Annotated in this window: 11 protein-coding genes and 1 pseudogene; 4 read left to right on the top strand and 8 right to left on the bottom strand. The window is 56.4% G+C overall.

The window, feature by feature from the left end:
- The first annotated feature begins 23 nt into the window (after nt 1–23).
- Both QMG79_RS05275 and QMG79_RS05270 read left to right on the top strand, forming a co-directional pair.
- A complete protein-coding gene (locus tag QMG79_RS05275; RefSeq protein WP_283537538.1) occupies nt 24–1523 on the top strand; it encodes a SpaH/EbpB family LPXTG-anchored major pilin in 1500 nt (499 codons plus the stop codon).
- A 9-nt stretch (nt 1524–1532) separates the two neighbouring features.
- Nucleotides 1533–2477: a class C sortase gene (locus tag QMG79_RS05270; RefSeq protein WP_283537537.1), complete on the top strand. Its 945-nt coding sequence runs from the start codon at nt 1533–1535 to the stop codon at nt 2475–2477.
- Between the two features lie 286 nt (nt 2478–2763).
- On the opposite strand, the gene QMG79_RS16625 is transcribed toward QMG79_RS05270, so the two are convergent.
- The 3 genes from QMG79_RS16625 to QMG79_RS05260 form a co-directional block, all read right to left on the bottom strand.
- On the bottom strand, nt 2764–3036 hold the full coding sequence (locus tag QMG79_RS16625; RefSeq protein WP_502934714.1) for a DUF6993 domain-containing protein: 273 nt from the start codon (nt 3034–3036) through the stop codon (nt 2764–2766).
- A 440-nt stretch (nt 3037–3476) separates the two neighbouring features.
- Complete coding sequence (locus tag QMG79_RS05265; RefSeq protein WP_283537536.1) at nt 3477–4235, bottom strand: class E sortase; 759 nt, start codon at nt 4233–4235, stop codon at nt 3477–3479.
- A gap of 521 nt (nt 4236–4756) precedes the next feature.
- On the bottom strand, nt 4757–5086 hold the full coding sequence (locus tag QMG79_RS05260; RefSeq protein ID WP_283537535.1) for a hypothetical protein: 330 nt from the start codon (nt 5084–5086) through the stop codon (nt 4757–4759).
- Nucleotides 5087–5373: 287 nt separating this feature from the next.
- Here QMG79_RS05260 and QMG79_RS05250 point away from each other — a divergent pair.
- A pseudogene (locus QMG79_RS05250) lies at nt 5374–5664 on the top strand (integrase core domain-containing protein); the annotation flags it as partial.
- A gap of 59 nt (nt 5665–5723) precedes the next feature.
- Nucleotides 5724–5963: a hypothetical protein gene (locus QMG79_RS05245; protein WP_283537534.1), complete on the top strand. Its 240-nt coding sequence runs from the start codon at nt 5724–5726 to the stop codon at nt 5961–5963.
- A gap of 1245 nt (nt 5964–7208) precedes the next feature.
- Here QMG79_RS05245 and QMG79_RS05240 read toward each other — a convergent pair.
- From QMG79_RS05240 to QMG79_RS05220, 5 genes are all read right to left on the bottom strand, one after another.
- Nucleotides 7209–8585: a sensor histidine kinase gene (locus QMG79_RS05240; protein WP_283537533.1), complete on the bottom strand. Its 1377-nt coding sequence runs from the start codon at nt 8583–8585 to the stop codon at nt 7209–7211.
- A gap of 43 nt (nt 8586–8628) precedes the next feature.
- Nucleotides 8629–9306, bottom strand: a complete 678-nt coding sequence (locus QMG79_RS05235; RefSeq protein WP_283537532.1) for a response regulator transcription factor — start codon at nt 9304–9306, stop codon at nt 8629–8631.
- A 109-nt stretch (nt 9307–9415) separates the two neighbouring features.
- Nucleotides 9416–10099 (bottom strand): DedA family protein, encoded by a 684-nt coding sequence (locus tag QMG79_RS05230; RefSeq protein WP_283537531.1) that lies wholly within the window; start codon nt 10097–10099, stop codon nt 9416–9418.
- Between the two features lie 175 nt (nt 10100–10274).
- Nucleotides 10275–10835, bottom strand: a complete 561-nt coding sequence (locus tag QMG79_RS05225; protein WP_283537530.1) for a PepSY domain-containing protein — start codon at nt 10833–10835, stop codon at nt 10275–10277.
- Between the two features lie 161 nt (nt 10836–10996).
- Nucleotides 10997–13546: a bifunctional lysylphosphatidylglycerol flippase/synthetase MprF gene (locus QMG79_RS05220; protein ID WP_349357254.1), complete on the bottom strand. Its 2550-nt coding sequence runs from the start codon at nt 13544–13546 to the stop codon at nt 10997–10999.
- Nucleotides 13547–13617 lie beyond the last annotated feature (71 nt).

Raw genomic sequence — 13617 nt, 5'->3', positions numbered from 1 at the left:
CCTCACTCATTAGGAGACAGCAGATGTCCATATCCATCCTTCGGCGACTTACCGCCGCTGCAGGCGTGCTGGCGCTAAGTGCAGCAGCGGCATTTGCCAGCGTCGCGCCCGCGGCAGCCGTGACCCAACCGGGCAATATAGACCCAACAATTGCCCGTACCCTGACCATCCACAAGTCCGCCCTTGGCCCGAACAACGGCCAGCAGATCGGTACCGGCCAGGAAGTCACCGTTCCCGGTACTCCGCTCTCCGGCGCGACTTTCACCGCCGCCCTCGTGGAGGGCGTGGACCTCACAACACCAGGCGGCTGGGACCAAGTTGCCAACCTCACCCCAGCTACCGCTGCCAGCCGTGTCACCCTTGCCAATACCTACACAGCCACCACCGGCACCAACGGCGTCGCAGTATTCAATGGCGGTGATACCCTCCCGATCGGCCTTTACCTCGTCACCGAAACCGAACTGCCCGCAGAGGCGACCAACCCCGCAGCACCCTTTCTGGTCACGCTGCCATTCCCCACAGGCCCCGGTGGTGCACCCGCGAACCAGTGGATCTACGACGTTCACGCCTACCCCAAAAACGCAGTCACAGATCTGACCAAGACCCGCGTTCCGGCCCCGGCGAACTCGGTCGAGGCCCGTAACCCAGATCTGATTCGCTGGGCTATCAAATCCGATGTTCCAACACTCGCCGGTGGCGACACCCTTGACACCTACACGCTCACCGATACCCTGCCCGTGGAGCTCGAATACCTAGTCGCCGGCCCCACGGGCGTCGCTCCGACAAGCGTAAGTGTCGCAAACGCCGCTGGGGTCTCGCAGAACTTTGTCAGCGGCACCGATTACACGCTCGCTTATGACGACGCCACACGCAACGTCACCACCACTTTCACCCCCGCTGGTCTTAACCGCCTCGCGGCACTGCCAGGAGGAAACGTGACACTGACCGTACTGAGTCGCGCGGTCACCATCCCGGCAAATGGCATTATCACCAACACCGCGACCGCCGTCGTGAACGGCAGCAGCGAAACAGTCACCGGCAGCACGCCGATCGGTCAGCTCACCGTCTTCGCGTTCCAGAGCGAAAACGGGGTGCGAAACCCGCTCGCTGGCGCCGTCTACCAGGTGTTCCTGAACCAGAATGATGCCAATCTCGGTCAGAACGCTGTCTTCATTGACGGCATCCAGAACTGGACCACAGGTGCGAACGGCATCGTAGAGATCCCGATCATCACGCCCGGGAACTACTACGTTCGTGAAATCACCCCGCCAGCCGGCTTTCAGCTGCCTACCCCGAACCAGGTTCTGACGCAGGTTGTTGCCGGGCCCAGCTCGACCACAGCACCGGTGCAGAACTACGTCGAGTTTGAACACGACCAGGTTCCCGCGTTCGCGCTACCCCTTACCGGTGGTGATGGTGCCCTATGGTTCATCGTCGGAGGTATCGGGCTCATCGCTCTCGCCCTTGGTACCGCCCTAGTGATCGCCAGCCGCCGTGCCACCCGGGCACCCGCGGTCGCGTAACGTAGCACTGTGAATACGAAGGCGGGGCATCAGTTTGATGCCCCGCCTTCTCTTCCGTTCAGGCACGCACGAAGCCGCAAACCTCGTTGGCGTTTACCACTGCTGCCGTTACTAGTAGCCATCGCGTTAACCATCGGGAGCGCACTTCTCCTCTACCCAGCCGCAGCAGCATGGTTCAGTTCAGTAGAGCAGTCCCGCGAAATCGACAAACTCACACAAGACATCAAAGACCTCGGCGCTGAAACTCTAAAAACAAGGCTTGCAGAAGCCAGGGACTACAACCAGCGACTCAGTGGCGGCGGCGCTGACATCGCCGCGAACGAACGACTTCCACTAGCCAACGAACCCCAACCCAAGACCGGACGCAAGTATCTCGACATGCTCCGAGGTGACTCCGAAGGGCTAATGGCACGTATTCGGATCCCGTCTATCAACGTCGATTTACCGATCTATCACGGTACTAGCAACGCCGTCCTCGAACACGGAATCGGCCACCTTGAGGGCACCGCACTCCCCGTAGGCGGACAGTCGACTCATTCTGTCGTGACAGGACATCGGGGCCTGGCAACCTCCGATCTCTTCACCAACCTCGACAAAGTCTCAGTCAACGACTCTTTCACCATCGAAGTCTTCGGAGAATTACTCACCTATCGCGTCACTGAGACCGTTATCGTAGAGCCTGAAGACACACAAAGCCTGCTCATTCAGCCCGGCAGTGACCTGATGACCCTCGTGACCTGTACGCCCTTAGGAATCAATAGCCACCGAATCCTAGTCACTGGCGAGCGTGTGATACCCACCCCTCAATCCGACATCGACGAAGCGGGCAAATCCCCCGACGTGCCCGGGTTCCCCTGGTGGATGTTCATCGCCGGTGGCGTGGTCCTGGCATCAGGGACCTACGTAGGTTTCTCCGGACGGCCACCGCGGGCTAAAACTCCGCCGGTGCTCTAGCAAGCAAATACCGCACGTCGCTACATTCATTTCCACCGACTGCGCTGACCGCCCCGCCCACAGCAAAAACCAACGAACAGAGCCCTAACAACCAATCCCTGGTGAGGCAAAAATCAACTGCGATTCCACCACAAAGCGGGCCCACTTCTAGATAACGTTCCGACTCTAGGCGAGAAGATCGAAAAAATGATGAAAGCGTCCGCGGTAGCAACCTATAAGCCCGTCCAAGCTTGAGAGCCCGTTCAAGGACCACGTTCACTCCATTGGGCTCGAGTCCAAAAGACTGTTAACGTTGATCGCCGATGAAGCAGCGACCGTTCGGAAGGACTGGGAGCAGGGTTGTAGTGACCTTTGTATTTCTGAGCTCCCCGAATACGCATGTTCCATCGATCTGAACGGCGCCCTGGACGGCGTCTACGTCGAGTCCCGTTGGGGTCTTGAATATTGACACTTCCACGGAGTTAGCTATCGCTGGATCCAGGCGGGCTATTACATCGCGAAAAGTAGTTCTGTCCAAGGCGTGAATATCCGGTGCCAGCAAAGAGAGCGTCGTTTCCATCTTGGCCCGGATATCGCTGGCGCGGTTTGTTGTGGATGGGCTTTCCGGAGAAATACTACTTACTGTCCGATCGGATACTTCCGAACGTTCTACTGGATCCTCAGAGGATCCCGGAAGGACAGCACAGGAAGTGAGCACAGTGATCGTGATGATGCAGTTGGTGATAATCAATGGGGAACGGAGCAATTCGTGCGTCGACCGGCCCGCACAGAAAGCGGTCAAAAAAATCATACCGTGATCATCATCAAAGGAGATAGAACCGGATGAGGTAGGGACACTAAAAGTAAGCCAATCGATGGGGTGTTCAGCTCAAGATATGTCGAGAGCCATGGAAAAACCCACGTAAACAGAGCCGCGATCGTCACCACAATAAGGATCAAGGCTTCGATGACACGAACCCACGTCGGCCCTGGGAGCGTCCGAAAAATCCAACCGTACATTTATTTCCCCCCTCCCATGGCTGTTTGGACTTGCTCTGCAATCTCTTTGGGTGGCCCGGCGCTGATAGGCCGCCATGAGTCCATGACGGCGAAGGCAATGAAGCGCTCACTTTGTCCGAACCGAGGATTGCATGAAGTAAGGGTTAGATATCGCTCATCTGCTTGTAAATGGGGTTCCATGGGTACGGGGGCCAAAACATTGGACTGAGTGGGAAGCACGATGGCGTTGTTACGGTAAATATAGGTGAAGTATCCGGTGGCAGTTTGAACATAAATTTTGTCCCCAGGTACCAGAGTATGAATCGCATCTAGCGTAGCCCCGTGAGTTTGCCGGTGGCCGGCCAAAGAAAAATTGCCTACCTCCCCTGGCATTGCCCCCGACACATAGTGACCTAGGCCCAGGGTATCGAGTTCCTGCTGACCCGTTCCCTGCACGACCGGCCTTGGCTCATAGTCAGGTCCGAACCGAGGGATATACACCACACCAAAGACGGTGCCATCTTGTGTAGGGGCGGGCGCGACTACCGGGTCGCCAAAACTCTTGGAATCCTGGGCGCTAGTAATGAACGGACCTGGGAATCGTTGGGAAAACGAATCCACTGCAGCACGCTGGGATTGAGCTGAAACTAAGGTGCTCCAGCCCACCTGCCACACAACAAACAGAAGTGCTATGGCGCCAACAGTGAGAAGTAACTCACCTACTACCTGCGCCGTAAGGCGCAGTGGATCCCTGATTCTCGCGCTACGTCTATCTCCCAAAAATCACCTATGTGTCTATCGTTCCCCAAGGAAAGTGTAGTAGCCGCACCATTTTCCGGCGACCAAGAATGGGACTGCAAGCGGCTTGGTAGGGGCTTCCTGCCGCCCAAGACAGAACCTGCATTCCATGCTACCGCCGCAGCTACCAGGATGGTGTGCGGGAATTCTCCTCCATAATCAAAAAGCGCCCTGCAGCAGTCTGAACCCGGTAACAAACCGAACCGTACAAAAAGTGAGAAAACAAGTGCATATCGTAGTCGGATCCCTGTCACGGACTCTTAGAAAGTCAACGCATGCCAAGCGACGTGAAATCACATCGGACTTTCTGGTGGATCGTTGCCGGTGTCATAGCCCTTTTTGCGGTGCTTCACCCCATCACAACAAGCGGCGCACTTTCAGTCTGGTTCGACCCAGACGGCCCAACAAGTGCAATGCAACACCCCCTAGCCCTATCGCGAACCCACTCCCGGCTACATCAGAATAACTAGAGGCTCCAAGGACCCGTATGTCGCGGAACATCCCTAAGCGGTGTCGAATCTCGCGCGTGCGCCCTCTGCGCTCAAACCCAGTGTTGAGCCTATGTCCTGCCAGCTCGCCCCCTGATGGCGGGAAAGCCGGACTGCTGAAACAAGCTCCCGCTCAGCTTTTTCACTGCTGTCCCTGCATCGGCTAAGAAGAGCCAACGGGGCCGAGAGATAAAACAGCTGCGCGGTCAGCTCTGCCGCACTGGCTTCCTCATCGCAGTCACCAAGGAGTTCGAAAGCGTGAAGTCGGGCCACCACCTCATCAGCACCCACACCCCCAAGCCCGCGAAAACCAGACGGACCCATATAAGGAACGCTACGACTCATAAACACCACGTCCTATCAAAATAGCGGGAGACGCTGGTGGTAACGACAAGTCCAAGATCCTCAGGACACCGCAGATACCACCGATGCCCACGCCATCGGGCACCAAAATCGAAGAGTACCAAATATTGATCAACCTGCCATTGGAAGCACCCCAGAGATCCAAGCTGTTGCCGACATCATCAACAACCGGCCGCGCGGCGTCCTAGGATGGCGCACCCCAGCGGAAGCCTTCGCGGACCAGCTAAACTCAGGCCCAACAGCAACCGTTGCTTCGACCGGTTGAATACGCCCAGTTCCGGTCCCGCCGCTTCGTCGAATCGCTCCGGCACCACGGGCTCACCGGATCGATGGGCAGGGTGGGTGCGTGCGCGGACAACGCCGCGATGGAATCGTTCTTCTCGCTGCTGCAAAAGAACGTCCTGGACCGTCAGCGGTGGTTCACCAGACAGGAACTCCGGCTGGCCATCATGACCTGGATCGAGCGGACCTACCACCGCCGGCGACGGCAAAGACGGCTGGGAAAACTCACGCCCATCGAATATGAAACAATCAATCGGGCCGCGTTCACAGCGGCCTAAGACCTCGAGTCAACAAAAGCCAGGGCAGTCCCGTTCGGTTCACCCTCGACGGCACCCCCTTGGCCATCCGCCACGACGGACACATCTGGGCCGTGGCAGCAGACCCTTTGCGCTGGTTCGAACGCGAACCATGGTGGGACACACAGACCCGGGCACCTATCGGCGTCGACGTCGTGAACGTCAAAGTCTGGCGCGTACAAGTACGCATCAACACAGCCTCCCCGCTGCGGACCATGGAAATACGCCGCCGCCCACACTCCCCTAGCTGGGTGCTGACCAGAATCAACGACGCCGTGTGAGAAAAAGGCCGGCTGTTCAGCTGTCAAGGCATCCGCTAAACTTCGCCCCGACCTTGTCCTTCTGAGGCTGTGCACGATCGCCTGTAAACCGCCCAAAAAACCGTTTCCAGGCACGCCCCAGAAGCGACTTGACGAGAATTCAGAGAGTCACTATATTTTTTCTCGTAAGAAAAAGAGAACGGATGTTCCCCCGCAAGAAACACCCGCAGTTGCCTGTCCAGAGGGGGAAGAACCGTTGCACGACAACCGGCCATCAGAGCACAACAGATGACCAAAGCAGTACCAGCAATACCAGGCCGTCAAGCACGAGGAGACGGACACAGCACCATCAAGTAAAACGCACAATCCAGTAATATCTGGTCATCGGACAGCTTGAGATGGCCAGCGCACCACCCAGTAACACAGCATTACCGAGCAACACAGCACCACCAAGTAGTACCTGGTCATTCGACAGCTTGAGAAGACCAGCGCACCACCGGTATCGCGGGGCGGGCAGGTAGAGAGCGTTTTTTGCTCTCCTTGCCCGCCCCTTTACCAATTTGACGCCCGTTCGGGTCCTCATTCTTTGATCACTTGCGTGATTCACACCCAGCCAAGGGGTCTCCTGTCACCCGGACACCGGTGCAGGTTTTTACGTGTAGCGGTACCCGGCGCACGTTGTGGGTATACGTCACGGTCTCAGATGACGTGAACGACGCCGGATACCTTTCTCTGTCAAGGTACTTGGCTACCAAGATAGGCACTACGAAGGAAAAGTAACGCGTCCCCAAAGAGTTAGGTAGGGCCACAAGGCCCTACCTAACTCGCTCCGTAGACCCGGACAGGAGTGTTCCAATTCCTTAAAACTGGAACACTCCTAGCTGCACCACTCCCCCGCTGGAAAAACCGCTAGATTCCGCGTCATATGACCGTCCCAAAATCTATTCCAAAACACCCGTAGCAAAACTCTGCGCGGAACATGTTTTCGGTACGGTTCACTGCGTAGAGCGTCCCAGAGGCTCCAGTGTCGTCATGATCAAAGCTTCGGGTCTGCCCAGGCCTAATTGAGGCTATTCGAGTTCCTGCTGGTACTGATAACAGCGCATATGGCAACAAGAGGTCTAGTGACACCCTCGGACGGATACCCGGATGAGGGTGTATGCGGGTTCGCTCTATTTCTCCCCTCAACCACTGTGGTCGTATCAATTCAGTTCCACGGCGAGTAATTTCGGATTCTGCTATTTTTTGGCAAGTGTTCTCCCTTTCTCACCCTGTGGCCGCTGATGGGTCGAAGGGATTTGTCGGTGGTATTTGTTGGGGGATGTTGATGGTGAAGATGGTGTTTCCGTGCTGGCTTCGACCTGTGGTGATAGTGCCGGAGTGACTTTTGAGGATGTCTCTGGATATTGCCAGGCCCAGTCCGCTGCCTCCGGTTTCGCGGCTGCGGCTCTCATCCAGCCGGATGAAGCGCTCGAAAATTCGCTCGCGGTCATCTTCTGGGATGGTGTCGCCGTCGTTTTCTATGATGACGGTTGCCGTCGCAGTGGTCATTTCCGCGGTAATGCTTACGTATGTTGCGGCGTGCCGGTCTGCGTTGTTCAGGACGTTCCGGAAGACTTGGGCAAGTCTGTTCGCATCGCCGGAAATGCGCAGTGGTTCAAGGGCTAGGGAAACGCGGTGGTTGGACACGGTTTTCAGGCGGGCCACCTCTTCCGCCAGCACGTCGTCGAGGTCAACATCTTCCATGGTGAAGCGGAGTCCGGCGTCGTCGATCTTTGCCAGCGTCATGAGATCCTCAACCAGATAACTCATTCTTTGGGTCTGTTTGGCGAGCATTTGAGCCGATTGGGCCCAGGCTTGTCCGCTCGGGTCAGCGATGGCCACTTCCAGTCCTGTCCGCAGTGTTGCAAGGGGGCTTCGCAGCTCATGGCTGGCGTCGGCAACAAAGCGACGTTGAACTTCGTCGCCTGTTTGGAGGCGCTGGAGCATCTCGTTCATGGTCAGTGCTAGGCGTTCGACCTCGTCATGGGTGGGTACCACGTCCACGCGCTGGTCGAGTTGGTGATGCGTTATTCCGGCAACTGTGGTGCGGATTGCCTCCACCGGGCGTAATGCCCTCCCCACTAATACCCAGATTAGAAGCGCTGTCAGCCCGAGGATGAGTGGAATGCCGATCAGCAGCGACCATCCCACCGTCAGGACAGCACCCTTTTCGAGGGTTGTCGGGACACTCACGACGACGGTCAGCGTCTCGGCACGACCTTGCACCGCCTGCGCTGCAACCGTGTAGTCGTCAAAGTCGACGAGGGAAGTGATGCCGCGACTCTCTGAGAGATAGCTTTCACCGACCTTTAGGGGTGGCCCCTCGTACAAGGACGGGAGAGAAGGATCCGAGGAGACAAGAACGACGCCGGCAGCGGAGATCACCTGGGTGATCTGCGTGGAAGAACCACCAATATTTGAGGGCACTGCCCGGGAGTCGTCTTCCTGGATCTGACGGACAACGGAATTCATCTGGGTCAAGGCCAACGACTGTGCATTGTCCAGAAGAGAGGACCGCAACACCAGCAAAAGACCGGTTCCTGCAAGGATCAGCACCAGGGCCATGGCAGTGGTGGCGGCAAAGACTGCTGTTGTCCGCACACCCCAGAGCTTCGGTTGAAGCGACCTCTTCCGGGACATTGCCCTAGCTACCATCAGAGCTCAGGCAGTACCCCATGCCTCGCACTGTAGTCAGGGTGAGACTTCCAAAGGGAACATCTATCTTTTTTCGTAGGTAACCCATATACACCTCCACGACGTTGTCGCTGCCTTGGTATGCGGCGTCCCAGGCGTTGTCGAGGATTTCTGCTTTCGAGACGACTCGATCATGGTTACGCATCAAAAAATGGAGGATCGCATACTCCTTGGGAGTGAGGGAGATCCCGGTCTCACCACGGGAAACGCTCTTCCTTGTTGGATCAAGGGTCAGCAAACCAACCGTGATGTTCACGGGTCGAACCGGTGCTCCGCGTCGGATCAGGGCCCTCAGCCGTGCCACCAGCACAATAAAACTGAAGGGTTTTGTGAGGTAGTCATCGGCTCCTAGGTCAAACGCATCCGTCTGGTCGTACTCACCGTCTTTGGCCGTAAGCATCAAGACAGGAGTCCAGATTGCCGCTGCACGGATCTCTTTGAGGATCTGGTATCCATGTTTTCCCGGGAGCATGATGTCCAGGACCACGACGTCATAAGGATTCTGTACTGCCATCCACGCACCTGTAACACCCTCATGGGCCACATCAACGACAAAGCCTTCGTTGATCAACCCTCTACGCAGGGCATCAGCAAGGTCCACCTCATCTTCGACAAGAAGTAACCGCATTCGCTGGCACATGTTCTTTCTGTAGTCCCGAGATGATCATCTTCAGACTAACTATTGATCTCACAAAGCACTTCAGCAAGAGATCAGTTCCATAACTGCCGGCCACGTTTTAGGAAGTCTTGGCCGGCGTATTTGAGCGGTGTCGTCTGATCTGCCTGAAAATTTCGAAGGCTGTGGGAATCACTGAGATCACCACTATCGACACCACGATCACATCGACGTGTTCTGCAACAAACGGAATCTCGCCCAAAAACGCACCCGCAACGCACAAGAGTGTCCCCCACAAAACTCCGCCAAGAACGTTCCATCGAAAGAAAGTGCCGTAGTGATAATTCGCCGCGCCAGCAACTACGGGGACAAAGGTTCGGGCGAAGGGCACAAAGCGGGCCAGTACCAGGGAACGGCCACCATACTTTTGAAAAAACTCTTCAGCGTGGTGCAGGTAGGACAGTTTCAGAATTTTCGCGTCCGCGGTGAACAGTTTCGAACCGAATCGGTGCCCGATCCAGTACCCCACCTGATCGCCCATGATGGCCGCTGCCACAATCACAGCAATCATCACCACCAGAGGAATTCCCAATTGCACGTGCAACACCCCTGCGGTGAAGACCATGGAGTCGCCAGGGAGGAATGGGAACAGCACGCCTGATTCAATGAAGATTATCGCGGCTACAACGCCCAGTATCCACGGCCCGGCACTGGTCAGCAACGCCGCCGGATTTCCAAGATCTATGATGCTGATCCCTAACGGGAGACTCAAATACGTGATCATGCAAGAAAATCCTTTGGTCATGATGAGGTTGATCGAAAGCCCAGTGCAAGCTCTCCCCCTACACTTCCAGCCGCTACCTGAAGGTTTCCTGAGAGCCTGCCTTCACGTGGGTTGTTTCTTTGGTACTGCAGGTGCAGGTAGTCGCCGTTGCCTGTCGGCTTCGGGTGTCCACCCGCACCTGTTGTAGTGCGAAGATTCAGCCGTTGTCTTGTGTCTCGGTCTGTTCTCCGGCGTTCGCTTCGGCTGGACCAACCGAAAGCGCTATCGCTGTGCCGGCATCGATTTTTACTTCGGTTTTACTTCCAGCGCCGTCGGTGAGGAGAACTTCGTAGATCAAGGACCCGTCTTCTTCTCCCAGGACTGTTGAGTCCACGACGGACCCCGGAACCGCACTGAATGCAGCCGCCGAGGCAGCGGCCTGATCGATGGTTGCAAGCTTTGCCAGCTGCGCGCTCTCATCAGCGGCGGAAAGCTCCGTTGATGATTCGGGAACCGTTATCGAACCCTTGACAGACTGATCGTTTCCTTCCGTCGAACTGGCACCATCCGCAGTGTCGTTGGCCTCCGGGGTGTCCGCTGCTCCTTGAACATCCGGGGTGTCGTTCGCTTCAGGTAGATCAGTGGAGTTCGATGTGCCCTGCTGGGTGCTTGCTGCATTGGCGATCGCAATCCCTCCTGCAGAGGTTCCGGCGACCAATACCAGGGCAAGAACTGAACCGGCGATAGCATTTTTGCGTGGACTTCTCTTCACTGTCATGCCTCTCATGTGATGTTTCAGTCCCCGCCTCCCACCACGTTTGATGGTCTCGGTGGACTGGTCAGCTCCAGTGCCGGAGCCGCTGTACCAACTATGACAGCGGCTCGCTGAGGAGAGCCTGAGTGAGGTTGAGGATCTGGGGTTTGAGCGCAGTAGGGATTCTATTTTCCGCGTCTGAGGATACTTTGAAGAAGTGCAAATCCCTGGTTGAAGGTCACCGTAGGGAGGTAGGCCCTGCTGAGGGCGTTACCAATGGAAGGTAGGGCTGCAGCATCAGGGAACGTCATAAACAATGGGACGTAGTTTGGCTGAAATTTGGCCTTGAACGCCAAAAGGGATCTAAATCCGTAAACCGGTTCCAGTGATGCTCCCAAGCCATGAAGCAAACGGTCAAGGATCGCTGTTGTCCACATATTGTCTTGATTCACGTGTCCTGCCGGGACGTCAATACCAGATTTTTCCAACCGTGCCAGAGGTGCGCCAGAGAGGCTGATGAGTTGGTAGCCTTCACGCTCCAAACTAAGTGCCGCAGAGGCAATCAAGAACTCAGTTGAGGCCCGAAACCCTTCTGTTCGCCGGCGCATAAAGTCCAGCGTCCACCCCGTGATCTCACCATTTTCGTAGATAGGGAGCCAGGATGTCACGGCATGAACAACATGGTGATCATCGATGGCGATCAGACACCGGACTTCTGGATCATCAACCTGATCGATGGAGCCAAGGGTGAATCCCATTTCGGGTAAGTCTTTATCCGCAACCCATTCCTCCGAAATCGCGTTGATCTGGCCCACTACAGATAGAGGCGCCGTGCCGTATCTAACCCACTCAGCGCTGATGCCCTCCTTGGCTGCCCGGTTCAGCGCGGTCCGAATATCCTGAAACTTTTTCCCTGTGAAAGCTATGTTCCCAAGGGGAAGGAGCGTTTCCTCGGCAACTTGGACACTTCCCCAGCCAAGCTGTGCTGTGTGGGTTCTGGTGGGTTCCGCGACGGAATAGAAACACGGTATCCAACCATTGGTTGCGCAGTGATCGGCGAATCCGCTGATAGCTGAGCAAAGCCCGTGGGCTGGTCCAGCCGGGGGCCCGAGTGTCAGCGCTATTCCAGAAATGACGCGGAACGCTACGAACGATTCCCTATCGGCGGAAAACCAGTACGTGTTCCCCGGCCAGGTAGTCATCCAACCCATCGTCCCTCCGCCATGGCGTTGAAGGATTTTTTTCGCGTCGTCCTCGTCGTGATCTGCTCTGCTGTGGGCGGGGCAAACAAAGGACTTAAGGAGATAAATAGCCACGATGATCCAGAAAAGAACGCCGATACTTTCGTAGAGAATCACTGCACCCGGACCCTGTGGGGTGAAACCAGGCGGTACTTCCAACAGTTGACGTAGTGCTAAGAAACGATCCGGTGAATCGAGGACGAAATCCAAGAAACTCGGGGTTGGTGAAAAACCTGAGGTAAAGACTGACCCGAGAACGCAATAGGTGATGGACAAACCGATGAAGAGGACCCCGGTTGCACCAAAAATTCTCGGGTAGGTTCCCGAGGGGGCACGTGCGCTGAAGCGGCCCCGGGTCAGGAGCAAGAGAACGATAATCGCCACAGGGACAGCCATGGGAAGTAAGAGCCCCAAAGCCCCGTGAAGATACCCTGATTCGTACGGATTCGCCCCTCCGACAGAGGGTGTTCCGATGATCACGGGCAAGGCATCAAGAATGGCAAAAACCGTCGAGCTCACCTGCACACTCACAGCAGCCCACCACGCGAAACGGCGGCCACGACGCAATCCATCTGCAAGGACCAACAGCATGAATGAGGGAAGGACGGCCATGAAAATTGACCCGAATCCTGCGCGTAGCTGCAAGGTAGCGGCGGAACAGTCCTGCGCTTGGGCAGGATCTGCGCAAAGCCCTTGGACCGTTGGGACGTCAAGGGGCTGAACTTCGGTATACAAATATTTCAGCACGGCCAACGGGCCCACAGCGTGAGTGTTTAACGCTGCAATGACAGGGCCTAAAGCCCCCACAGCAACGATGAGCGCCACGAGTACTCGTGCCTCACGGGCGCTCACGACAACCCGTGAGGTACGCAACGCTTTTTTGGTCACTAAAGGCCCAAGAAGTGATCCAATGATGACGGCCATGAGGTTGATCAGGTCTTGAAAAGATCCGCCGTAAAGCGCCAGGAGACCCGCGAATGCAAAGAGTCCCAGGCGCAGCCTCCGTCGCCAGAGAGTCTCCAGGGTCGCCGCCCCGGTTGCCGCCACACCAAAGACTATCGCTGCTGGCCCCAACGAATGCGCCGAGGTCAACACATCAGACCAGTTTCCACCCACAAGTGTTACTCCGTGGGCGATACCAAGGCTAAGAAGCGCCGCACCCACCTGAGTACCGAGAGCCACAAGAATGAAAGTCAACGACCCCAGACGGCGTTCAAAAGCGGCACCAAGAACCAGAACCAGCACCGTGAAAAGGACATACGAAGCTACTGCGTCAGCCCAAAAAGCCGACGTCACCAACGACGCAGGATGATCCGGTAATGAATGGAGCCTGAGCCCAATAACATCCCGCAACGCCTCTGTAGGTCCGCTACGAATACTTGAGCTGAGAGCACCCACCAGCCACAAAAGACCCAGAAAAGACAACGTTCCAGGGTAATGACGCCACTGTCCCAGGAGCCCACTAAAGAAATCAACCCTTCGTAGGCGATCCATACGTCCCCGATTCGGAACCTCGCCCTGAATCTTCGCGACCACCCCGTACACCTCGTTGTCCTAATTTATTG

This window comes from Pseudarthrobacter sp. PS3-L1, from assembly GCF_030063285.1.
GTDB lineage: Bacteria > Actinomycetota > Actinomycetes > Actinomycetales > Micrococcaceae > Arthrobacter.
Note: the sequence above shows the minus strand (reverse complement) of the source record. Positions and strands in the feature narration are given on the sequence as shown.